The following is a 23,536-nucleotide window of genomic DNA, read 5'->3' on the forward strand; positions in this document are numbered from 1 at the left end:
ATAGGAGTGAGCGGAGATGGACATTAAGAATTTGGCCGGAGCTGTAAATATTTCTGCATTTGAATTAACCGGGACGACGGGGACTGTCTCGGATTCTCCTAGCGTAACATCGACTGTTGCCACTCCGAGTCGCGATTTGCTGCATAAGGAGAAGTATGAACTCAGTCTATCCGATCAAGCGATCAAAAAGGCGATCGAGAAGGCGAATAAGGCGATGGAGGGCTCCGATCGGAGATTCGAATACAGCGTTCATGAGAAAACGGGTGACCTTCTCGTTAAGGTAGTAAATACAGAGACGAATGAAGTCATGCGAGAAATCCCGAACGAAAAACTGCTCGATCTGATGGATAAGCTTCAAGAATTAGCGGGAATAAACATCGACGAAAAGAGGTAAATACTTGCATGAATCAACAAGCGCAGGACACTTATCTTAGGATGCAAGTGAACACTGCCGCACCTTGGGAATTGACGGCCATGCTGTACAATGGCTGCATTAAGTTTATGAAGCAAGCTAAGCAAGGTATTCAATCAAAAAATTATGAAGGAAAAAATATCAACATACAGAAGTCGATTGATATTTTGGATGAATTGCTTTCTACATTAAAGATGGAATATGATGTGTCCAAACGGCTGTTTTCATTATATGAATATATGAAGAACAGACTGTTCCAGGCTAATATTCAGCTTAATGAGAGCTACATTCAAGAGTGCATCGAGCTGATGACCGAGTTAAAAGAAACGTGGATTCAATCCATGAAGCAACTTCATACCCAATCTAAGGTTCAGGCGCAATCATGAATTCAAGCTATGCCGTTGCGGAGCAGGGCCTTCTAACGTTTAAACAAGTGAGCGAATCTATTTTAGAACTGAATTTGGAGGAGGAGGGAGGTGTCGAGCGGCTCGCAGAACTGCAGGAGATGCAGGACCAACTGCGAGCGCAGTTGGACACTCCCTTGTCCTCCGGATTAAACAAGGATCCCCGCATCCAGGAATTGATCAGTTCCTGTATGGACCTTGCGAAGGAAGTAGAGCGGAAGTTAATCATTTTTAGAAACTATATTTCCGAGCAGATGAACAAAATGCAGGATGGAGAAAAATCCCGAACGACATACGGTCATGCTTACACGCAACCGGAAGGTTATTTTATCGATTTCCGCAAATAAAGGATCAGGCGATTATGCCTGATCCTTTATTATGCTTTGAATGAGAGAAATCGCAGCGTACTGGGTGTGTGCTTTTCGAAAAAGGTCTCGTATCTTTTTGCGAAGCTCTTTATCTTGACAGACCTTAAAAAAGGTTGGGTAAGCGGTAGCGTCGTCAGGTGTCATTTCGATCGAATGGGCAAGGAATTCTGCTCCTTCGGCGTGATCTCCTTGATGGATATAAAGGAAACCGACGTTACGGTAGCCGTTGTTTCCAAGTTGGTTTTGGTTCAGGAGCAGAGAGTAATAATCCAGAGCCAGCTCCACCTGGAATTGATTGAAGAAATGATCGCCCATCGAATTCGCCAACACATCATTTAAAGCTGAATAACGTTGAATCAGCCAGTCATAGCTGTCAAACTGATTCATATTAAACAAATCGATAAGCAGCTTGCTAATAAAGTCGGCGTCGAACGGAATTTCATTCGTCGTTGAAGATTCTTTAGTGAAAAGATAGGAATAGACGTCGGTAAGCAAGCTTTCGGATGACGCATCCATATATTTTCCATACTTCGGTTCTTGCCAGACGATTGAAGCCAGAAACAACAGCTTGCGATCCACTGCATGAAGCTCATCATCTTCGAGCGTTGCAAGGGTGAGATCGAATTCTGTGGGATTGCCGGACATCAACGCATAGTAGAGTTGGTGCTGGGAAGGAAGCCTGATATTTAATTTTTGGCATTCAGCGTAATAGTGCACCGACAAGTCCCTGTTCCCCAGAAGGAAGCTAATTTGCAGGAGCTGAAGCGACTGCTCCAACGTTTTCTCAAAATAAATCTTATCCAGGAAGGATATTACATCGCCTACCGTCTCTCTTTGCAGAAGCAGCCCGAGCAAATGGTATAGAACGAGATAATCCGATTTTTGGAATTGAATCAACTTGGTCAGATAGTAGACGGTCTGTTGAATATCGAGCCGACGCGCATACAGAGCATGAAGATTCGAATACGGGATCAGGTTCCCGTAGTTCGCGGACATGAGCCAATACCTTCCGTCCTTTTGCGAAGGGTGGTTGGCGATATCAATACATTTCTCAAACAGCTGAATTGCTTCGTCATATAGTCCGAGTTGTTGGCAGACCATCGCTTTAAAACAGTAATAGTCGGCAAATTGGGGCCAATTCGTCAAGCCTTGCTCGATATAGTCCAACGCTTCCTTCAGCCAATTCAGTTGGATAAGACAAGCGACGGCCTGATGGTAGCAAAAGGGGTAAAAGCTTTGCGTTTGAGCGCGCTTCGTCAGGGCCTTTTTATAATATTGCAAGGCTTTCTTGGGATCGCCTTGTGCATTGTACTCATTGCCCAGCGTGAAATAATCGTACTCTTCGAATTGTTTTTGTTCTTTCAGCTTTTCAAAAAGGTGGAGATTGCGCTCGCCCTTCTTCTTCTCGGACCAGGTCTGCTGTGTATACCCGGTATGAAAAATAATAAACGGGTAGTTGGCGCCGGCCAGCGGTTCCGAACTGCTCATCACTTGTTCATGAATGGGACGTTCGAATCTTACCAGCGGATGATTCGCGAATAAGCGAACAGCCGTGGATTCGACGAAGCGACCTAATTCAACGGTGTGCGTAAAGTTGTAGACGGGAAGCGTAAATCCGATTGGCTGCGCGTGATCCTGTTTGGACAGGAAATGACGAAGGTCAGCGCTCTTTTCCTTGTCTACATACTCATCGGCGTCCAAAACAAAAATCCATTTGGAGCTTGCCCGGCGTATCGCTTCGTTCTTAGCGGCAGAGAAGTCATCGATCCAGACGAAGTCGTGAACTTCGTCCGTAAAGGCTCGAGCGATATCTTTGGTGCTGTCTTCGGAACCGGTATCGATGACGATAATCTCGTCCACAAGTTCCTGTACGCTTTCCAGACATCGGCGAAGCACTTTTTCTTCGTTTTTAACAATCATGCACAGTGATATGAGTTTATCCATAAAGGCCTCCCGCGCTGAACAGTACGTTGTCTTCTATCATATCGGCACGATGAACGGGTATGGTTACAAGGCTAAGCCGGGAAAATCAACCAGACCGGAAAAATCGCTTGTGAGCTTATCGATGAGTATTCCTTGGCGTTCAGGATCGCGTGTATGACGCAGCTGAAGAACGCGCAAATCTATGCGCTCGGACATCGCGTTCGAAGCTTGCTCGACAAAGGCCAGGCCTTCCTCGATCTCATCTTGAGCCAAATAAAGCCGACAGACATTCTCATAACCGCTTGGAGACAATGCGTTCCTCTGTAGGAGTATTGAGTAATAGTCGAGAGCCAGCTCGAATTGTCGTTCTTCGAATAAAGCGTCCCCGAGACGGTTGGCTAGGCTTTCAAATTGATCGGGATAAGCATTGATCAAGGCGTCGTAGCGGTCGAATTGGCCCTCCCGGAAATACTGCAGGCAGACGGCGGCGACAAGCTCGTCCGATGGTTCCGCCGGCATCGGGTGCTTTTTACCGATCCGTTCCTTCCATTGAAACGAAGCTCGAAACACCAAGATCGGCCAGGCGCGATCTTGTTCGCCCGAAGCGGATTGGATGATCGATGCTCCAAGCTCCGACTGGTTCTTTAATAGCGCATACCGCAATCGAATGGAGGGCGTAATCGGGTCCTCTTCTTGAATAGATGTATTCCAATGTTTTTCTGCAAGCTCCTTGAGCCCCAGCGTAATGAGTACTTCAAGAATCATAACTCGCTGATACGGCTGCGGTTTAGGGTAGAGCGACTGTAAAAAGGAATCAATGCGATCCGCCGGTTCGGAAGCGGAAATGAACAGCTTCAGGAGCTGAAGAAGCACCGACAACTGGTCCGGGCTTGCATAGCATAGTTTAGTGAGACAGGAGACGGCTTGCGTAAGCTCGAAGCGGCGCAGGTGCAGCGCTGCGGCTTGCTGAAGCGGCAGTGTCGTCCCATAGTTCGGACTGATGAGATATGCCTTTGCTTTGTTCATACAGAGACTTAGGGCAGAGAGCGCCTCCTCGTCCAACCCAAGAAGAGCTAGCGTATATCCTTCCAGCCAGAAAAAGTCGCAGTGCTTAGGCCAAAGCGTTTGTCCGCGTTTGATCTGCTTCCAGGCATCCGTAAAGCGCTGCAATTTAAGCAAGCATGACACACGATTGCCGATACAGAGAGGCAGCCAAGGCTGTCTCGCCTCTGACGGGCGATCGGCCTCCTCGTAACTTGCTAAAGCCTCTTCATAGCGGTCTTGCGCGAAGTATTCATTTCCCAATGTAAAAGCGTCATAACGCGTCCACCGGCCTTCTCTGCGGAGCTGAGAAAAAATGGCTTCGTTGCGAGCGGATTTGCCCTTGAGCGCAATGGTCTCCGTCGTATATCCGGTATGATAAATGGGGAAATCGAACTCCACCAGACGAAGTTCGCCATCGCGCGACCGCAATTGTTCATGAATGGCTCGTTCGAAGCTCAGATTTGGAAGACGCGGGAATAGCCTCACCGAGCTGGATTGAGAGATCTTTCCCGAACCCTCTCGGTCGACGAAGTTAAAAATAGGAAGAACAATGCCCAGCGGTTTGGATTCGCCTGTCTGCCGCAGGAAGGCGAGTAGAGAAGGGGCCGAAGCCGGATCCACATATTCGTCTGCGTCCAGCACGAGGATCCATTGTCCAGTAGCCTTGGAAAGCGAAAAGTTGCGTGCCTCGGCGAAGTCGTTCGTCCATGTGAAGTCGTATATGTTGGCGCCCCGGACTTCCGCGATGCGCTTAGTCTCATCCGTAGATCCGGTATCCACGACGACGATCTCATCCACCAATCCGGATACGCTCTCCAGGCAGCGTTCTAGAACGCCAGCTTCGTTTCGGACAATCATGCATAATGTGACGAATGGTCTCATGTTAGCCTCGATTATATTATATTTTCCCTTAAGGGTGATTATTGACGAAGTACGTCGAATGTTGTTCTATTAGCAGTATAACAAATCCTTGCGACCGCGAATATGAGAAGTGCGCGCCCTAGGAATAGCGGCCTTCCAAAATATTCCGAGCCGGCAAATTATGCTGAAAATTCATTAAACGAAGGAGATAACCGATATATCTTATAGAAGAGTATTCGTGCAATGCCTGAGATGCTAGACCAAATACAAGCTCGGCACATAACGTAACATTACTCACATGCAGAGGCGGATTTCAATGAGGAAGCACCAGCAGCAGCAAATTCTTGACTTGATGGCAACGCTGTATGAAGCGACCAATGAAATTTATCGACAATTTTCGACCGGGGCCGTTTCAAACGTAATTAATCTATTGGGCGACTGTCAGGACGCGGCAGTACACATAGGCGAGTTTATAGAGAGTTTGGAAGGCGAAGAGACGCGAACGGTTCAATTGCTGACGCGGTATCACGAGAGCCTTTACAACATCGCGATAAGAATTGAAAGCGCCGACGTAAGCTTCGTTAAGCAACTCAAAAAAGAACTTAGCGCAATCGAAGCTAGCGTTAGAAAAGAACTCAAGCCAAACAAAATCGAGGTTGCCTTTTTTCCTTACAAGGCATCCATGTGGGATGCGCTTGAATCCATTTGGCTTGCCGCGAAAGAAGATCCGCAATGCGATGCTTATGTGGTGCCGATCCCTTACTTTGATAAACTCCCTAGCGGTGGATTAGGGCAGATGCACTATGAAGGAGATCAATATCCGGACGATGTGCCGATCGTTGACTGGCAAACCTATAACTTAGAAGAACGGCGCCCGGATGTGAGCTTTATTCATAATGGCTACGACGAGTATAACATGGTCACCACGGTTCACCCGAACTATTACAGTAGAAATCTCAAACAGTATACGGAGCTGTTGTGCTACTCTCCTTATTTCGTGGCAGCCAATGAAGTAGAGGCCCATTTCTGCACGATGCAAGGCATCGTTTATTCGGATCGTGTATTTGTGCAATCCGAGAAGGTGCGCGATGGTTACATCCGCGCCATTCAGGCGTTTGAAAAGGAGCACAACTGCCCAGGCCGCTTCGGAAAAGTGAAAGAAAAGATCGTGGCATCCGGCTCGCCGAAGTTTGACAAAGTAATCAACTCGAAGCCGGAGGATTTCACGCTGCCTGACGAATGGAAGAAGCTGACCGAGAGACCTGATGGATCGCAAAAAAAAGTGATTCTCTATAATACTTCGATCGGCCCCATTCTTACGGGGAATGAAAAGTACATCGAGAAGTTGCGATCGGTATTTGACACCTTCCGTAACCGGGACGACGTCGTTCTGTGGTGGCGGCCCCATCCGCTGAGCCAGGCAACTTACGATTCCATGCGGCCGCAACTGTTTAAAGAATATAAACAACTTATTCAAGCGTACAGGCATGAGGGGTTTGGGATTTACGACGACACCGCAGATTTGCACAGGGCGTTAAGTCTTAGCTCTGCCTTTTATGGAGATGGCACCTCGCTCATGCAGATGTATCAGTGCATGAGGAAGCCGGTGTTGGTGCAGAACGAAGAGTTGAGGGATGATAGTCTTTTGATCGGTAGTATATGCGATACGGGAGAACATTTATGGTTCTTGACTCTAAACATTAATGGACTTTTTCGACTAAATAAAAAAACCTGGAATGCAGATTATATAGCAAGTTTTGCAAATGAGAAAGCGTTTGATTGGAGAGTGTATCACACTATTCATCGAAGCGGGAGTAAACTCTATTTCTCCCCACATTCAGCAGGATCGATCGCGATATACGATACATTAAATTCATCCTTTCAATACGTTGAATTACCATCGCCCAAAGAAAAAAAATATAACGATCAAAGTAAATTTTCAAGAATAATAGAATGTGAGGGCTCGCTCTTTTTTATTCCTTTGCATTTTCCCGGTATCATCAAACTAAATATGCATGATGATAGTATCGAAATCATAGACGAATGGGTGAAGCCAGCCCAGAAAATGATATTTGACTCTGAGCGCGGCTACTTTTCAAACGGTGTTTACGACGCGGAGCGCAACTCGCTGATCCTAGCATTTTCCAATGTGAATGCAGTATTGTCTATAGACTTGAGTAATAATAGAACTGTTTTTAATGAGATAGGCACTGAAAAAAGTGGGTATTCGGATATCCTATTGATGGATGGAACTTACTGGTTAATAGCGTTGCATAAAGCCGCATTAATAAACTTTAATCTCGCAAATCAAACAATAAAAGAGTATTCAATCAATTTAGAAGGAATCACCGCGGATGGGTTTGGTCAATTTCAAAAGTTAGTTTTTTTTGACAACTATTTGTATATAGTGCCTGCTGAAGCAAGCCGAATAGTCAAATTCAACCTGTCGAATCTATTATTTTCTGATGTAGACAGTTTTTATCCTGCTAACATGCAGGAGCATGCATCGTTACAAAATATTAACTCGGGTTATTTTTTTATGTCTTCAAACATTTCCGATAAAATTTATGTCACTGAAAAACAAAGTGATCAACTTATTGAGTACGATCCGCGGAGCGGTTTACTTCGCCATAAAAACGTTATTGTTAATACTGGGCGGATAGAATTCCAAAAATTTCTGATGAAAAGACAAGGCTTAGAATTTAATTATGCGAATAGTTGTGCTTTTGGGGAACATTCTTATATGGCATCACTTGAAAACTTGCTTGATATAATTGAGCAGCCAATTCCCGTGCCGTGGTTTGAAAGGCTGCTAGATAAGCAAGTCAATCTACGTCTTTCAGAAATCGCACATTCCGATGGGAAAGCAGGAATTGCAATCTACGAGAAATCCAAAAGGTCGGTGTTAAAGTGACGAATTACGATTACCTTATTGTCGGCGCAGGACCTTTTGGAGCCGTATTTGCCCATGAAGCCATGAAGCGCAATAAACGGTGCCTAGTAATCGATAAGCGTGGACATATCGGAGGAAATATTTATACGGAACAAGTGGAAGGCATCAATGTACACAAGTACGGGGCGCATATATTTCACACCAATGATAAAGAAGTATGGGAATATGTGAATCAATTCGCGACATTTAATCGGTATACCAATTCGCCAATAGCGAACTATAAAGGCGAGATTTACAACCTACCTTTTAACATGAACACGTTCTATCAGTTGTGGGGGATTTCAGATCCGGCAGAAGCAGAGAAAATGATCGAATCGCAGCGCTTTAAAGGTGGGGAGCCGCAGAACCTTGAAGAACAGGCTCTTTCCTTGGTGGGACACGACATTTATGAAAAATTGATCAAAGGCTATACGGAAAAACAATGGGGGCGTGACTGCACGGACATCCCTGCGTTTATTATTAAGCGTCTGCCCGTTCGCCTGACTTACGATAACAATTATTTTAACGATCAGTATCAAGGTATCCCTATCGGAGGGTATACGCAGATTGTCGAGAAGCTACTCGAAGGCAGCGAGATCAGGCTCAATACGGACTATTTTGCACAAAGGGAATACTTCGACGGCATTGCCAAGAAAGTTGTATATACAGGAATGCTCGACGAGTTCTATGCCTATCGATTTGGACCGCTGGAGTATCGCACGCTGCGATTTGATTCGGAACTCCTCGATAAATCAAATCACCAAGGCAATGCCGTCGTGAACTACACGGATAAGGAAACGCCGTTCACCCGCATCATCGAACATAAACACTTTGAGTTCGGTACGCAGCCAAAAACCGTTATTACGCGCGAGTACTCAAAAGAGTACGAAAACGGGGATGAACCTTATTATCCGATTAATGATTCAAAGAACAGCGAGCGTTACTTAAGTTACAAGGAGCTTGCCGATAGAGAAGAGAACGTAATTTTCGGCGGCCGGCTTGCTGAATATAAGTATTACGATATGTGGCAAATCGTCAGGAATTCGCTCGATCTCGTGCGGAAAGAATTGAAGGAAGATTAAAGACAGTCGTTACCACAGTTGTGGAGGGGTTCCCTTGAAGATCTCATTAACAGGTTTAGCAGGGATGAAAATACGTGCAGGCGATGGTTTGCAAGAGCTTGGACATCCCGCAATGCTAAGCACCCCTCTTTATTATTTGGCACAGCCTGGCGATCGGATACGGCTTAAGGATTCGACATACAAGTTCAACGTAGCCACCTATGCGCTCGAGGTGGAAGACCGCTGGATTTACACCTACGACTACGCACCGGACGAGAGCTGGACCGTCTATCGGCGGGATTTAAACGGCAATAGTTACAGACAAGACGATTTTATTTTTACGGAGACTATCTATTTTCGTTTGTGCTTGCGGAAAGTGAACGGAACGGATTTTGACGGTGCCGAGGACATCAACCGCATTCTTTCTTTCGAGAAGGTTCCGACTCCGACACATGCGATGAAGCCTTGGCTCGGAGGTGAAGTAAAGCGGGTCGTAGAACGTGTCGAGGCTTTGCGGGAAAAAGATGAGCTTTCCTTTGCGCTGTTGACAGACACGCATTATACCGTCAACGGGACTTGGGATGACACGGCTGCTTCAATCCAACAGCTACATGAAAAATTAGGGTTTGATGCGATTATTCATCTCGGCGATCTTAGTGACGGCATGATCACGCGCGAGGCGACCCGCTTCTATGCAGAACAGGTTTTAGGCGATTTGAACAAATGCGAGATTCCTGTGTGGGCGACGCTTGGCAACCACGACACCAACTATTTTAAGAACAATCCGGATCGGTTTTCCTTAAGGGAACAATGCGAGCTTTATTTAGGCAAAGAGGAACCGAGATATTTCATTACGTTCGAGGCTCAGAAGCTACGCTTTTTATTCCTGGACTCCTTCGACCCCGAGGAGACGTTGCGTTATGGCTATCACGCCGCGTGCATCCAGTGGGTAAAGGATCAGCTTGAAGGTACGCCTGATGGCTGGCAAGTCCTGATCTTTTCCCACCTTCCGCCTATAAGCCGGCTGCAATACTGGGCCAAGGAAATGCGTGGCGTAAATGAGTTGATGGGCGTACTGAACCTTCATGCCGGAAAAATTCTTGCTTTTATCAATGGCCATAACCATGCGGACTTATTGGATAATGAAGAAGGCTTTCCGATTATATCTCTAGTCAACTCCAAGTGCGAAGCATTTAGAGAATATAAGCCGGAAGGGTTTATCACTCCCGATCGCAAATTGGGCGAGCCTTCGCAGGAAGCGTTTGACGTTATGCTCGTTCATGCAGAGATGAAGCGGATTCGCTTTGTGCGATTTGGGGCCGGTAAAGATAAGATCGCCACAAAAGGGAAGGCGGAGTGGCTTTAATGAAAATATGGGGTCATCGTGGGGCCTACTCTTCCGCGCCTGAGAATACGCTCGTTGGTTTTCAAATGGCAACCCGTATGGGCGTAGACGGAGTCGAACTCGACATTCAGCTTACGAAGGACGGAGAAGTTGTCGTCATTCACGACGAGACCGTTGACCGGACAAGCAACGGTCAAGGATGGGTGAAAGACTTTACTCTCTCTGAAATTAAAAAGCTTAACTTCAATAAAAGAGGCCTCATCGAGCCGCTATCTATGGAAGTGCCAACACTGGCAGAAGTATTGGAATTATTGGGGCCGACGGGATTGACGATTAATATAGAACTGAAAACAGGGGTCGTCTATTACGACGGTATCGAATCTATCGCTCTAAAATTGGCGGAAAAGCACAACATGTCCGACAGAATCGTATGGTCGTCGTTCAACCATTATTCCGTTCAGAAAATAAAGCAACTTGAGCCCTCATCTAAAACGGCGCTGCTGTGCGGCGGGGGAATACTGGTCACCGGCGAGCAATGCGAAAAGGTGGGAGCTGAGGCGCTACATCCTAGCGTTCATATGCTGCGCTATCCGGCGCTGGCGGAGGATTGTCGCAAACGTGGCGTTTTGATACGGACCTGGACAGTCACTAGCGACGAGGAACTTCAACTGGCAAGGGAACTCGACGTTGACACGGTGATCGTTAACAGAATCGACTGGGCAAAGGGTGCTTTGGCACATGGCAATTGAATCGCAAAGGAACGGTACAAAAAAAGGCCCGTTATCTCCGGAGGATTTGCGCGCCGTTCAGCTCATTCAGCTTGAAATGTTAGCGGAAGTCGATCGCATTTGCCGCCTTCACCACATTAATTATGCGATGATCGGTGGTACCATGCTTGGTGCGATCCGTCATCAGGGATACATCCCATGGGACGATGACGCGGATATTGGGTTGCTTCGAGAAGAATACGAAAAGTTCCGTGAGGTATGTGAGACGGAGTTAGACCATGACCGTTTTTATTTTCAGGATATGCGGAAAACGCCCGGGTATCGCTGGGGTTATGGGAAAATCAGACGGAAAAACACTTATTTCCTCAGAGAAGGCCAGGCTCACATGCCATACGAGTCTGGGATCTTTATTGATATATTCCCTTTCGACAACGTGCCCGACGGGAAGTTGGCCGAGAAGATGCATAATCTTCACTGCACAATTATCCGGAAAATTCTGTGGTCGGAAGTTGGCAGGAAAACAGATAAAAGTCCGATTTTGCGCGCGGTATTCTTTCTGCTTAGCAAGATCCCACTTAGTGCCGTTTCTAATCATCTGCAGCGTTTTGCTGACAGCGGAAATCGCAAAAATAGCAAACGCGTAAGGACGATTACGTTTCCCGCTCCTGATAAATATAGCGAGGGTAAGCGGGAATGGTTTGAACAAACCGCGGATTACGCCTTCGAAAATCTTGTTTTATTGGGACACCGAGATAACGATGCATACTTAAAGCATAAGTTCGGTGACTATATGACGCTTCCGCCTGAAAATAAAAGAAAATCGCATCCGGTTGCTTATTATAGACTTTTAGAAGAATAGTCAAGCAAAAGGCAGTGATTTTATGTTAAGTGAATCATTAAGACAATACTATGAGCAGTCTCCGTGGAAAGATTCCGTTTTCTGTTGGTATCCCTTTGAAGAAGGGGTTCCCTATGAATTGGCCATGGATCCCACGGATTTCTCTGTTGAAGCCTTGGTAGCTTACCATAAAAAATTGGGTACTCACGGGCGCTTGCTTTTAGCATATGAGAACCCTTTTGCACTGCGACATTGGGCGGGAAAACGAGCGTCGAACACCGGATTGCCCTATGATACGCTATTCGGTCGCGGGGAGAACCCGCTTCCAAGTAAGATGGAACTGCAAACGCGGTTAAGGCTTGCGGGCTTTGAAGGACAAAAATGGTTTTATCCGCTAACGGACCACTACTTCACTCGGGAAGTTTACTCAGAAAACTATCTACCCGATGAATATTTAAACCAACGATTTGTTCCGTATGTAGCCGACGATAACACTCTGCAATTCGACGAACGCGCTCTTTACCGTGAGGTCATACGTGGGGGCGCATTCGAGTTTATGTGCGGCGCATATTTCGTGGAAGCGCGGGTTTGCGCGGACGATCCACCATGTGTCGTGGATTATGCGGCGATCACGGCATATCGTGAACCCGCGAAGCGCTTTGTTACAACGGTACGAAGCGATGGCAAGGTGCATAAGATACCTCTTCATCCGGAAGGCAAGCCAAGCCTGTTAAATACCTTACGTAACCATGAAGAACTTGCTGGTCAAGACGTAAATGTCATTGCCCTGAAACTTAAAGACGATTCTCTAGTTATGCCACGTTTGAACTTGCCTACGTTATGGGATTATTGGGCGCAGAAGCTTTCGAATGGGACATTCGACGTGAATGAGATGGTATCCCAATTTGACCGCATTCGAGAAGCCATCTTTAGGGCTGCAAAGACCGGCAAATGCTTTTGGGAACTTGTGCCCGCCAATTGTTTTTATGATAAAGAAAAGGATAATCTGATCTTTTTTGATCAGGAGTATTATTGGAAAGATGTCTCGCCTGACGTTGCTCTTGCAAGGGCGTTGTGGGCGCTTAAATATTCACCGGCATTTGCTGCTGAGCCGCGAACGCAATCCTGGCTAGAGCTGTTGAAAACACGTTATGGTATCGCTGACCGATTTAATATTTTATCTGAGCATGCTGATGTAAAAACGCTCGCTGAAGTATTCGGCGACAAGCCGCTTCCGCTTGAGCTTGAAACGAGACGGTCCATGGATAATCTATTGAAGCGCTCGACAGCGGTGCATCGATATTATAGATTTCTTCCTTCTGTTGATAAACTGCAGGAGCTGGGATTAAAACATCCGTCTGTTTACGGATTTGGTTTGCGCGGGAAGACTTTACAACGGGTTTTTGAGGATTACGGAATCAGCGTGACAGTCGTTATTGATAAGTCGCTTCATAATAACGGAAATATTGAAGAAATACTATCGGACAGCAACAGTGATGTGCTAATTATCAGCATCCTTAATGGAGAAGAAATCAAAAAAGAATTAAGTGAAAGAGTAACTATACCTGTATATACCTTGGGAGAATTAATTGGTGAGCAAACTAAATGAATTACAGACCGTTGAGCTTGAAATTCTAAAGGAATTTATACGGGTAGCAAGGCGAGAGGGGCTAACTTGGTTCGCCATGTTTGGAACGCTTCTTGGCGCGGTGCGCCATAAAGGGTTTATCCCCTGGGATGACGATATTGATATTGCGTTGCCACGCAAGGATTATGATCGACTCAGGCTTTCGGAGCAGTGGTTTAGCGAGCCCTATTTCCTACAAACGCCGCAAAATGATCCGGCCGCCTCTTCCCATTTTATAAGGCTACGGCGCAGTGATACAGCTGTTCTTGTTAACTTTCCGAATGGATATACGCGAGGCGGTCATATGGGGGCTTACATCGACATCCTTCCCCTTGACGATATGCCAAGCGGAGATGTTGCTAAGTCCGTTCAAGAAACAGCGTTAAAGATGCAAAATCAGATGTACGCTTCTGCAGCCCTTGATGAATGCGAAGGCGTTGAGGCCCCTGAGTGCAAAGAAGAATTTTGCTACGGTGCCGGCGGAATAGCGGGTCAATACGATTTTCTTGCGCAGCGATACGAACGCTTTTGCTCAAAGTACTCCAACCAGTTATACTATTCAATCCCTGTTTTGAGGGGCGAATATGGCAAGAGAGTATACGACAAGAAGTGGTTTTCAGAAAGCATTGAAATGGACTTTGAAGATTTCAAAATTTCCGTACCCGTGGGATACAAGGAAACGTTAATTGCATCCTATCCTGGCGGACTCTACGAACCGGATACAAAAAGTCGCAAGCCAAAACATAGAGATCATTGTATGGTGGACTTAAGACACTCATATCAAGCGTATGTTCGGCGTTATACAGCCATGCTGTGTGATATTGAAGATAAAAAGGTGTATATCTTCGGCGCTGGCGACAGCCTTCGGATTTGGATGGAGCGCTACAGTAAAGGTCTGAATGTCGTTTGTGCATTCGATAATAGGAAAGAGGCATGGGGAAGTCTGGCTCATGGTTTACCCGTGCGTTCTCCTTCAGAGTTGCCGGCATTAATGGATGGCAATTCTCGTCTCATTATCGCAAGCGTTTATCATAGAGAAATCGCGAAGCAGCTTGAAGAGATGAAGCTATTAGATTATTACTTCTTTATTGATGGATTAAAGTATACGAGGTGTATAGTTTATGCAGAGTAAAGTGAGCATGGTGGTCCCCTGCTACAATAAAGTGAACGATATCGGGGCCATGCTGGAAAGCGTAATTGCTCAATTATGGAATCATATTGAGCTTATCCTCGTCAATGATGGCTCTACCGATGGTACCCGTGAGGTAATCGCGGAATATGAGCCAAAACTTCATGCTCGTGGGTATGAAGTAGTTATTGTTGATCAAAAAAATGCTGGCTGCTGTGCGGCCGTACATGCAGGTCTGATTAAAATGACAGGGGATTATTTCTGCCTCGTTGACTGCGATGACAGCATTGAACCCGAATATGTCTCTACTATGGCAGGCTGGCTCGATGAACATGAGGAATATGAATGGACTGCATGTTCTTATCGACCCTATTTAATTCAAGATGGAAAAGTTGAACCGCAAGAAGTCGTTTCCAGTGCGGATATGAGCGATAACAATCAACTATTGGTTCGCCATTTGTTGCGAAAGATTATCACTACTTCCTGGGTCTATATGTCCAGAGTGAGTTATGTGAAGCATTGCCGCTTGATAGAAAATTTTTGTACTGAACGGAGAAAGACTTATGAGCCCCTATTTGCCGTCCCATTAATGCTTGGTGGCGGTAAGCTGAAATGCTTCGAAGAGGACCTATACAGGTACAATCGCTTTGCTAGCGATTTGTATTTTTTTGACTCGTTTGCAAAGCTTGAAAAATTTTACGATGATTACTCCTACTTGTACAGCTGGGCCATCGAACGTGCAGATATTAGTCGAAAAGAAAAAGATAAATTACTCGCTTTAGATAGGTATGGCAGATCAAAGGATTATTTAAGACAGCTCAACAACTTTGACCCCAATCATCAAACGATGAATAACAGAGAGCACCACCTGGAGGAATTTGCTCAGCAGGCGACGATATTGATCGACGAATTATTCGATCCTAGTCCAAACTTAGAACCAGAAATATTAAAGTCAAAAAAATACTTAGAATTTACGTATATTCTCGATCAAATTATATTAGATGCCCAAAAATTTAAACGGACAGCCCAATCGCGTGTTGTCGCATATGGAGCGCTTGGAATCGTGGCTGGAAATTTATTGCCTGTGCTGACCGGTACAGACTTAGAGCCTGAGTTACTGTGGGATATGTCGGCTGACGTTGAATCTACCGCTATGGGTAAATCGGTGGTTAAACCCAACTTTAACGAGCTCAATAAAGAAGATGTGATCCTCGTTTTTCCAAAATCATCTGAGGTTTTGCAATATGTACAGCAGAACTGCGAAGGTGTTAAGGTCATGAGTTACAAAGATGTGTGGGAGTTTGTATTTAAAATTAGACATGAGGAAATTCCTATGGATTGCAGATTTATTTACTCGTGACGATAATTACTCTGCATAATCTAATAAATTGGAGGATTGTAAGATGTTATCGACGGACACCGATAAAAACTGGCCTATAGGATATGTCTCCGGTTCGTTTGATATGTTCCATATGGGGCATCTTAATTTAATCCGCCGATCGAAGGAACGATGCAAAAAGCTGATTGTAGGTGTTCTTACCGACGAGTTAATATTTAAATACAAGAACAAATGGCCGACCATTCCGCTTAACGAGCGCGTAGCAATAATAGAGGCGATCAAATATGTAGATGAGATAGATGTAACAACAGAACCGCTGATCAATAAACTAAATGCTTTTGAAAAGTACAGGTTTGATGCCATGTTCAGCGGGGATGACCACATCGCCGACGGGTGGGCGCATGAACAAAATGCCTTAAAAGAGTTAGGCGTTGACCTGATTTTTTTTCCGTATACCAAAGAGGTGTCCACAAGCCGCTTACAAGAAGCCACTTTGCCGCCGAGAGCCGAACATGCGGACCGAGCAAGAAGGATCGATGACGCGGTTCACTATTTATTTCCCTTCGATAAAGTGAATAAAAAGGAACGGATCATAATCTACGGCACCGGTAAAGTCGGTGAACAGTATGCCCGCCAGCTTTCAGCTTTGGATTACTGCGAAGTTGTCGCATTCGCGGATACGTACGCCAAACCTGGCGATCTTTTCGAGGGGAAACGCTGCTTGGCTCCAGAGGAAGTGCATTTTTTTGAAAAAGATTACGATCGTATCGTGATCGCTTCTACAACGTTTCACTCACAAATCTTATCTCGTTTACGGTCATTGGGAATCGAGCCGGGGAGAATCATATGAAAAAAGTGATCACTTACGGAACTTTTGATCTGTTCCATGAAGGACATCGTCGGTTGCTCGAGCGTGCAAAGGCCCTCGGCGACTATCTCATCGTAGGTGTCACAACAGAGCAGTACGACATTCAGCGGGGCAAAATGAACGTCGTTGATTCCTTAATGCGTCGCATTGACAATGTACGCAGCTGTGGCTACGCCGATGAGATTATCGTAGAAGACCATGAAAGTCAGAAGATAAGTGATGTTCAGAGGTTCAATGTCGATATTTTTGTTGTCGGATCGGATTGGCGCGGCACATTCGACTATCTCAATGAATATTGCGAGGTTACCTATCTCGAACGGACAAAGGATATTTCAAGCACCGATTTGCGAATGGAGCGGAACAGCAGCATCAGGCTAGGCATCGTGGGGAGCGGCCGCATAGCGGAGAGAACACTCTCTGAAGTGAAGTTCGTAAGCGGAATCTCTGCGACATCGGTATTTAATCCTCGCATGAGTAGCGCCAAAGCGTTTGCCGATCGATTTGAACTGGCTATGGCCTTCGATAAATACGAGGTCTTTCTTGAGCATGTTGATGGCGTGTATATTGCCTCACCTCACGAGACCCATTATGAATATGCCCGTCAGGCTTTGCTCGCAGGCAAGCATGTTCTCTGTGAGAAACCAATGGTGCTGCGCGAAAACGAAGCGCGTGAATTGTATGCATTGGCACATCAAACGGGTCTTGTTTTAATGGAAGCTATTAAGACGGCTTATGCACCCAGCTTTCTCAACCTTCTTGCCATCGCCAAAAGCGGAAGAATCGGCAAAATATATGATGTTGAGGCCACATTCACCAAGCTTATAAATCGTGATCCCAATGCGCGGGAATATCTCCCCGTTGCCGGTGGCAGCTTCACGGAACTTGCAAGCTATAATTTGTTGCCCATTATGAAGCTGCTGGGTACAAAATTCAACGATTTAAAGTTTGAATTTTTTAAAGACAACAACGATGTGGATATCTATACGAAAGCCTATTTCCGATTCGGTGATGCGATTGCCACAGTGAAAACCGGCATTGGCGTTAAGAGCGAGGGGCAATTGCTTGTCTCTGGCACAAAAGGATATATTCAAGTTAAATCGCCTTGGTGGTTGACTAAAACATTTGAGGTGTGTTACGAAAATCCGGAAAACAATGAAAGCTTTTCAGCGCCATTTCCCGGGTATGGAATGCGGTTTGAGTTGGCTGACTTCGTTCGGAATATAAACGAGCCGGCGAGGCGTAACTATAAGCTGACTGCTGAAGAGTCCATAATAATGGCAAAAGTGATAGAGCAGTTTTTGCAAGTGAGGTTGGAAGACTCCTGAGAATGACATCAAAATTTGATTGGAAGAAGGTCATCCAATGCAAGGCAAAGTAAGTATGGTCATGCCCTGCTATAACAAAGTGAAATTTATCGGCGAAATGTTCGATTCCATTCTAGCTCAGCAATGGAATAATATTGAGCTGATCCTTGTAAACGATGGTTCAACTGATGGAACTCGCGATGTTATAGCCGAATATGAGCCTAAGTTCCGAAAGCGCGGCTTTGAGGTTACAATCATAGACCAAAAAAACGCCGGAGTATGTGCCGCTGCAAAAGAGGGACTTATTCAAGCCACTGGCGATTATATTTGCATGGTTGATAGCGATGACGAACTGGATCCGAAATATATTTCTGTGATGGCAGATTGGTTGGAAACAAACGCTGACTATGACTATTGCATTTGTGACACAGCAGTCTACAAAGGGAGCGGCAAAAGTAAAACATTCGATCCCATTATCTATCGCGAAATACACACTGAAGAGCCTTATCACTTAGAGAGATATCTTCTTAGCGATATTCGCACAACAGTGTGGGTATATTTGGCGAGAGCGGAGTACTTGAAAAAGTGTAATATTGTCCAAACTTATTTTACGGACACTAAAGGCTCGCACGAGCCTGGTTATATCATTCCTATTATCGCGAATAAAGGAAAGTATAAATACTTTCCACAACCTTTGTACCTTTTTAATGAGAGTGATTTCGGGCATTCGCGTCAAGAGAGGTTTGAGCAACAGAGGAAGTTTTATGAGGAATACGAACGACTGTGTAGAATAGCCATCAATCTCCTACCGGAACATATAGCGGATTCAAAAAGGAAAGAACATCTTATCTATACCGTTTCGGTGTCAAAAAACATTCTATGTTACCAAAAGGCAAAAGGATTACAAGATGGTCACGATTACGCAGATCAGATTCTTGCAGAGTTGATAGAAGCGGTGAATAAAGCCTTTGAACTCCCAACTCCTAATACGAAAGATGGCGTTATTGGAAATGAGCATTCATTTATTTCTGCAGTAAGAAATAAGCTTCTTGGAATTCTACCTGTTCAAAAGTCCATTAATCCAAGTGAACGTATTATCGGGTATGGAGCCTTGGGCAAAGCTGCAGCTAGAATGCTTCCTCTATTAAAGAATACGCCAATCAAGCCTACAGAGCTTTGGGATATAAATGGCGACGGAGAAATCATCAAGAAACCAGAATTTAATTCTTTGGAGAAGGAAGATCTGTTGTTGGTTTTCCCGCTTGCGGAACAAGTTTTAAACCAAGTCAAAGCCATTGCTCCATGCGCTATCTTAAGTAACGAAGAAATAATTAATTATTTAAGCTGTCGTTATGTGGGCGAAAATATATCAAAGGGAGTTGACTAGCTACGTCGGGTTCTATTGTCTCCATTCCTACAAAGCTGCTAGTCGTTGGTACATCGTTCGAAGTTTGTGGCGGAGTCGAAAGATTCTTGCTGAACTTTTTGGAACTATTCCCTGCCGATAAGTATCAAATTGACCTCTTGCTTTTCAATGATGATCAAGATGAAGCGAAGATGTTTGATATGATCCCCGCGCACATTAATGTTCTTCCATTTTTAAAGCAGTTTTCGAGATGGTCGCCTGAACTTATCGAGGAACTTAATGCTTCCGGCCAAAATGAGGCAGCGAATGTAAAGAACTTCGTTCGCGAACGAAATCATGACGAGGAATTCAAAAAACGGTCGCTTGGCTTCCGATATGAAGAAAACTGGAAACTTTTGAAGACCGTATGCCCGGAATATAGCGGATATGATATTGCAGTCGCTTTTACTTACATGTTGCCTTTGAAAATAGTAACCGAAAAGGTTTCTGCAAAAAACAAGTTTGTTTTTTTACACCTGGATATCAAGGCAGGTATAGAATCTAAGCTTCAGGATGAATCGGTATTTCTTCATGAAAAACCATATTACGAAAAGATAGACGGGATTGTTTGCATCGCAAATCAGAATGCCGAGTCATTTCGAAACTACTTTCCGGACTTGGCGGATAAAGTTAAAGTTTTAATCAATATTAACAACAAGGCTCTGATGGTGAAGCAAGCTGAAGAGTTTTTTCCTATTGAATACCGCAAGTGCGATAACAATATATTAACCGTGGCAAGAATTCATCGGCAGAAGGGCATTGAATTACTTATTAAGTCTGCTCGAAAATTGAAGGATTCTGGAACGGCTTTTCGCTGGTTTATACTAGGGCGCAACTACGGGGATCCATACTTCGCACATTGCCAGAATATGATTAAAAACTTAGAACTAAAAGAACATGTTATTCTCCTAGGTGAGAGGCCTAATCCGTTCCCATACTACAAAAACTGTACTTTATATGTTCAAACTTCGGTTTATGAAGGTCGTCCGCTTGCAATAGAAGAAGCTATGAGCATGAGCTGCCCTGTAGTGACGACTGACTTTTCTTCTGCAAGGGAACAGATTGAAGATGATATTAACGGAAAAATATGTGAATTCGATGATGAAAAGCTTGCCGCCGTGCTTCTCGAATTGCTTAATAATCCGCAGGAGCGAAAAAGACTTGCTCACAATAATACCCAATATGACGGAACTGAAGGTATTGATAGATACTTAGAATACTTTAGCTAAGGAGTTCTAAAATGCAGCCAAAAGTGAGCATGGTTGTCCCATGTTACAACAAAGTTAATTATATTGGCGAAATGCTTGATTCAGTCATTGCGCAAAAATGGGACAATATTGAGTTGATTCTAGTAAACGACGGCAGCAATGACGGGACTGAGGGCATAATAAATCAATACGAGTCAAAGTTACGAGCTCGGGGTTTTGATGTTAAAATTGTTGAACAGGAAAATCAGGGTTTAGCAGTAGCGATCAGAAATGGCTTGATGCAAGTTGCAGGGGATTTTGTTTGTATGCCTGATAGCGATGATTTATTGCACGACGAATATGTATCAGCCATGGTAAATGCACTAAATCAATTTCCTAATATAAATTGTGTTGTTTGTGATCAGGAAAGAACGCCTTGGGAATTATGGGCTTATTCAAAAAACGAGAGCCGTGAAATTCGTATCATTTCAAATGATCAGCTCTCTATATTAAAAAAGTTTGTTTTGAAGACACTTTCTCAATCTGTCTGCGTGATGATGTTTCGAGCTCCATTGCTTAAAAAATTGCATATCATTGATAACTTTATTACAAGTCCAAATTCTCACCAAGAACCGCAGATTTGGCTGCCGATATTGGCTTCTGAAGAAGCAATCCTACACCTTAACAGACCATTATATTCATACATTTTGCGAGACGATTCTCTTGAAACCGCTGTAACGGAAATACAAAAAATTTATCAATACGTAGCAGACAGATACTTGATTATACAAAACGTTCTAAGGAATGTTTTAAAAACAACAGAGGAACTGGATTGTTTTTTGAAGCTGGCGAATTTAGTCAAATGTGAAATGATAATAGCCAGAATAAGTAGGAACAATCATTTGGAAAGTTACAGAGAAGAGCATATCAAACAATTTGTTGAGGTTGTAAATGATATCGGTTTACTGCCCAATAAATTAACGTTGGAAATCGTTGAAGATATCGGATTTTTCCCAGTTTACCGTTATGTTTGTGATTATCTTGTGGATGATGCACGCAGAAACAATGACTCGCTAACTGTTATTCGAAATACGCAAGGCCGATTAATAGCGTATGGAGCAGGTAAAATTAGCACGAGAGAGTTTCCAAAGTTGCTTAAGTATCAAATAGTCCCAGATATGGTGTGGGATATTAAGGCTGTACAGAACGATTATTTTTTCGGAATCCCTTTAGAATATCCTGATTTCTCCTCACTAACGAAAAATGACACGGTTATAATATTATTACAATATAATCGGGATGTTGAGGAAACTCTCCGGAAAACCGAAACTAATATCATTTATTATCAAGACGTCTGGAGCGCTTTATTGATATCTAATAAAGAGTTTAAATGAATTTGTATAGAGTTTTATAAATTAAAGCAAGGAGAAAACGATGTTAAATAACACTGATGCAAAAAAGATAAAAATGTTAATTGCTTTTACAACCTTTCGAGTTTGCGGGGGGACTGAAAGGTTTCTTTTGAACCTTTTAGAATTGTTTCCAGTTGACCGGTACGAAATAGACCTTCTACTTTTTGATGATGAACAAGATAGTGCCAAGATGTTTGATTTGATTCCAAGTCATGTAAATGTTCTGCCTTTTTTGAAACAGTATTCGAAGTGGTCTCCTAGCCTTATGAAAGAACTTGAATCTTCTGGTCATTTAAAGAGTGTGCAAATAAGGAATTTTATTAACGCACGTAACATAGACTCTGAATTTAAAGTAAAACCTATCGGCGTGCGCCACGAAGAGAATTGGGAATTGCTGAAAGAACTGTGTCCAGAATATAGCGGGTACGATATTGCGATAGCAATTAAAAATTCCTTGCCTTTGAAAATTGTGGCCGAAAAAGTGAACGCAAAAAATAAATTTGTTTTTTTGCATTTCGATATTAAAGCAGCTACAGAATCAAAAGAACATGAAGAGTCATTGTATCGCTATGAAAAAAAATATTACGAGCAGATGAACGGTATTGTTTGTATAGCCAATCAGAATGCCGATTCGTTTCGCTCGTTCTTTCCTGAACTGGCGCATAAAGTTAAGGTTCTCATAAACATTAACAATATGGAACGGATATTAAGGGATGCAGAAGCGTATTACCCTGAAGAGTACCGGGGGAATGAAAATAATCTATTAACCATAGCAAGAATCCATCCACAAAAAGGCATTGAACTGCTCTTATTAACGGCCAAAAAGCTGAAGGATTTAGGAGTGAATTTTCGCTGGTTTGTTCTTGGAGGTAATTATGAAGATGCATATTTAAAAAAATGCAACTCTGTGCTTGAGACATTAAATCTTAATTCACACGTTTTATTTCTCGGTGAGCGTCAAAATCCTTTTCCTTACTACAAAAACTGCACTTTATATGTGCAAACTTCGTTATTTGAAGGACGTCCGCTTTCGATAGAAGAAGCAATGAGCCTGAATTGCCCAATAATAACAACTAATTTTTCTTCTGTGAAAGAACAAATTATAGATGGAGTAAATGGGATAATTTGTGAATTTGATTCTGAACAACTTGCCTCCGACATTATTTATTTGCTAAATAATCCAAAAGAACGCCAAAGACTCGCAGAAAGTAATGCCGGTTACGATGGCACTGGGGGCGCAGAAAAATATTTAGAACTTTTTAAATAGCGCGGGTAATAGTAAAATGTTAACTTATACAAACCAAAACATAATTAAATCATCTGAAAATTAAGCTGCTAAAACAAGGACG

At 43.9% G+C, this 23,536-nt stretch carries 19 protein-coding genes; 17 read left to right on the forward strand and 2 right to left on the reverse strand.

Annotation, left to right across the window (positions count from 1 at the left end; all coding sequences use genetic code 11):
• Positions 1–16 precede the first annotated feature (16 nt).
• The 3 genes from ACFSR7_RS19715 to ACFSR7_RS19725 are packed head-to-tail and all read left to right on the forward strand — an operon-like array spanning position 17 to position 1,163.
• A complete protein-coding gene (locus tag ACFSR7_RS19715) occupies positions 17–394 on the forward strand; it encodes a flagellar protein FlaG (protein WP_378164478.1) in 378 nt (125 codons plus the stop codon).
• Positions 395–402: 8 nt separating this feature from the next.
• Positions 403–798, forward strand: a complete 396-nt coding sequence (gene fliS, locus ACFSR7_RS19720; protein WP_378164480.1) for a flagellar export chaperone FliS — start codon at positions 403–405, stop codon at positions 796–798.
• The gene (locus tag ACFSR7_RS19725) at positions 795–1,163 is read left to right on the forward strand and encodes a hypothetical protein (RefSeq protein WP_378164481.1); all 369 of its coding nucleotides are present in this window, start codon (positions 795–797) and stop codon (positions 1,161–1,163) included. Before fliS ends, ACFSR7_RS19725 begins: the two co-directional genes overlap by 4 nt.
• Before the next feature lie 12 nt (positions 1,164–1,175).
• Here ACFSR7_RS19725 and ACFSR7_RS19730 read toward each other — a convergent pair whose 3' ends face one another.
• Together ACFSR7_RS19730 and ACFSR7_RS19735 are read right to left on the reverse strand one after the other, a co-directional pair.
• On the reverse strand, positions 1,176–3,128 hold the full coding sequence (locus ACFSR7_RS19730; protein ID WP_378164483.1) for a glycosyltransferase: 1,953 nt from the start codon (positions 3,126–3,128) through the stop codon (positions 1,176–1,178).
• Positions 3,129–3,191: 63 nt separating this feature from the next.
• Positions 3,192–5,033 carry a tetratricopeptide repeat-containing glycosyltransferase family 2 protein gene (locus ACFSR7_RS19735; RefSeq protein ID WP_378164485.1) on the reverse strand — a complete coding sequence of 614 codons (1,842 nt, stop codon included), beginning with the start codon at positions 5,031–5,033 and terminating at the stop codon, positions 3,192–3,194.
• 295 nt (positions 5,034–5,328) lie between these two features.
• Between ACFSR7_RS19735 and ACFSR7_RS19740 the strand changes: the two genes are divergently transcribed.
• From ACFSR7_RS19740 to ACFSR7_RS19805, 14 genes are all read left to right on the forward strand, one after another.
• Positions 5,329–7,926, forward strand: coding sequence for a hypothetical protein (locus ACFSR7_RS19740; protein ID WP_378164487.1), 2,598 nt, complete (start codon positions 5,329–5,331; stop codon positions 7,924–7,926).
• Entirely contained in the window at positions 7,923–9,026 is a 1,104-nt protein-coding gene (glf, locus tag ACFSR7_RS19745; protein WP_378164489.1) for a UDP-galactopyranose mutase, read from the forward strand. The genes ACFSR7_RS19740 and glf overlap by 4 nt, the downstream gene beginning before the upstream one ends.
• A 34-nt stretch (positions 9,027–9,060) precedes the next feature.
• Positions 9,061–10,371: a metallophosphoesterase family protein gene (locus tag ACFSR7_RS19750; protein ID WP_378164490.1), complete on the forward strand. Its 1,311-nt coding sequence runs from the start codon at positions 9,061–9,063 to the stop codon at positions 10,369–10,371.
• Entirely contained in the window at positions 10,371–11,099 is a 729-nt protein-coding gene (locus tag ACFSR7_RS19755; RefSeq protein WP_378164491.1) for a glycerophosphodiester phosphodiesterase, read from the forward strand. Before ACFSR7_RS19750 ends, ACFSR7_RS19755 begins: the two co-directional genes overlap by 1 nt.
• A complete protein-coding gene (locus ACFSR7_RS19760) occupies positions 11,089–11,937 on the forward strand; it encodes a LicD family protein (protein WP_378164493.1) in 849 nt (282 codons plus the stop codon). The genes ACFSR7_RS19755 and ACFSR7_RS19760 overlap by 11 nt, the downstream gene beginning before the upstream one ends.
• A 22-nt stretch (positions 11,938–11,959) precedes the next feature.
• A complete protein-coding gene (locus ACFSR7_RS19765; protein WP_378164494.1) occupies positions 11,960–13,525 on the forward strand; it encodes a hypothetical protein in 1,566 nt (521 codons plus the stop codon).
• Positions 13,509–14,675, forward strand: coding sequence for a LicD family protein (locus ACFSR7_RS19770; protein ID WP_378164496.1), 1,167 nt, complete (start codon positions 13,509–13,511; stop codon positions 14,673–14,675). Before ACFSR7_RS19765 ends, ACFSR7_RS19770 begins: the two co-directional genes overlap by 17 nt.
• Positions 14,665–16,032, forward strand: coding sequence for a glycosyltransferase family 2 protein (locus ACFSR7_RS19775; protein ID WP_378164498.1), 1,368 nt, complete (start codon positions 14,665–14,667; stop codon positions 16,030–16,032). Before ACFSR7_RS19770 ends, ACFSR7_RS19775 begins: the two co-directional genes overlap by 11 nt.
• Positions 16,033–16,075: 43 nt before the next feature.
• Positions 16,076–16,861 carry an adenylyltransferase/cytidyltransferase family protein gene (locus ACFSR7_RS19780; protein WP_378164500.1) on the forward strand — a complete coding sequence of 262 codons (786 nt, stop codon included), beginning with the start codon at positions 16,076–16,078 and terminating at the stop codon, positions 16,859–16,861.
• Positions 16,858–18,204 (forward strand): Gfo/Idh/MocA family oxidoreductase, encoded by a 1,347-nt coding sequence (locus ACFSR7_RS19785; RefSeq protein WP_378164502.1) that lies wholly within the window; start codon positions 16,858–16,860, stop codon positions 18,202–18,204. Before ACFSR7_RS19780 ends, ACFSR7_RS19785 begins: the two co-directional genes overlap by 4 nt.
• A 37-nt stretch (positions 18,205–18,241) precedes the next feature.
• A complete protein-coding gene (locus tag ACFSR7_RS19790; RefSeq protein ID WP_378164504.1) occupies positions 18,242–19,570 on the forward strand; it encodes a glycosyltransferase family 2 protein in 1,329 nt (442 codons plus the stop codon).
• 86 nt (positions 19,571–19,656) lie between these two features.
• Entirely contained in the window at positions 19,657–20,817 is a 1,161-nt protein-coding gene (locus ACFSR7_RS19795; RefSeq protein ID WP_378164506.1) for a glycosyltransferase, read from the forward strand.
• An 11-nt stretch (positions 20,818–20,828) separates the two neighbouring features.
• Positions 20,829–22,169: a glycosyltransferase family 2 protein gene (locus ACFSR7_RS19800; RefSeq protein ID WP_378164508.1), complete on the forward strand. Its 1,341-nt coding sequence runs from the start codon at positions 20,829–20,831 to the stop codon at positions 22,167–22,169.
• A gap of 40 nt (positions 22,170–22,209) precedes the next feature.
• Entirely contained in the window at positions 22,210–23,454 is a 1,245-nt protein-coding gene (locus ACFSR7_RS19805; RefSeq protein WP_378164510.1) for a glycosyltransferase, read from the forward strand.
• Positions 23,455–23,536: the final 82 nt, after the last annotated feature.

The organism is Cohnella sp. GCM10020058 (assembly GCF_042683485.1).
Lineage (GTDB): Bacteria > Bacillota > Bacilli > Paenibacillales > Paenibacillaceae > Cohnella.

Bases quoted from the DNA above. Each gene is read 5' to 3' on its own strand.
- ACFSR7_RS19715 (WP_378164478.1), top strand. From the start codon at position 17: ATGGACATTAAGAATTTGGCCGGAGCTGTAAATATTTCTGCATTTGAA.
- fliS (WP_378164480.1), top strand. From the start codon at position 403: ATGAATCAACAAGCGCAGGACACTTATCTTAGGATGCAAGTGAACACT.
- ACFSR7_RS19725 (WP_378164481.1), top strand. From the start codon at position 795: ATGAATTCAAGCTATGCCGTTGCGGAGCAGGGCCTTCTAACGTTTAAA.
- ACFSR7_RS19730 (WP_378164483.1), bottom strand. From the start codon at position 3,128: ATGGATAAACTCATATCACTGTGCATGATTGTTAAAAACGAAGAAAAA.
- ACFSR7_RS19735 (WP_378164485.1), bottom strand. From the start codon at position 5,033: ATGAGACCATTCGTCACATTATGCATGATTGTCCGAAACGAAGCTGGC.
- ACFSR7_RS19740 (WP_378164487.1), top strand. From the start codon at position 5,329: ATGAGGAAGCACCAGCAGCAGCAAATTCTTGACTTGATGGCAACGCTG.
- ACFSR7_RS19755 (WP_378164491.1), top strand. From the start codon at position 10,371: ATGAAAATATGGGGTCATCGTGGGGCCTACTCTTCCGCGCCTGAGAAT.
- ACFSR7_RS19760 (WP_378164493.1), top strand. From the start codon at position 11,089: ATGGCAATTGAATCGCAAAGGAACGGTACAAAAAAAGGCCCGTTATCT.
- ACFSR7_RS19765 (WP_378164494.1), top strand. From the start codon at position 11,960: ATGTTAAGTGAATCATTAAGACAATACTATGAGCAGTCTCCGTGGAAA.
- ACFSR7_RS19775 (WP_378164498.1), top strand. From the start codon at position 14,665: ATGCAGAGTAAAGTGAGCATGGTGGTCCCCTGCTACAATAAAGTGAAC.
- ACFSR7_RS19780 (WP_378164500.1), top strand. From the start codon at position 16,076: ATGTTATCGACGGACACCGATAAAAACTGGCCTATAGGATATGTCTCC.
- ACFSR7_RS19785 (WP_378164502.1), top strand. From the start codon at position 16,858: ATGAAAAAAGTGATCACTTACGGAACTTTTGATCTGTTCCATGAAGGA.
- ACFSR7_RS19790 (WP_378164504.1), top strand. From the start codon at position 18,242: ATGCAAGGCAAAGTAAGTATGGTCATGCCCTGCTATAACAAAGTGAAA.
- ACFSR7_RS19800 (WP_378164508.1), top strand. From the start codon at position 20,829: ATGCAGCCAAAAGTGAGCATGGTTGTCCCATGTTACAACAAAGTTAAT.
- ACFSR7_RS19805 (WP_378164510.1), top strand. From the start codon at position 22,210: ATGTTAAATAACACTGATGCAAAAAAGATAAAAATGTTAATTGCTTTT.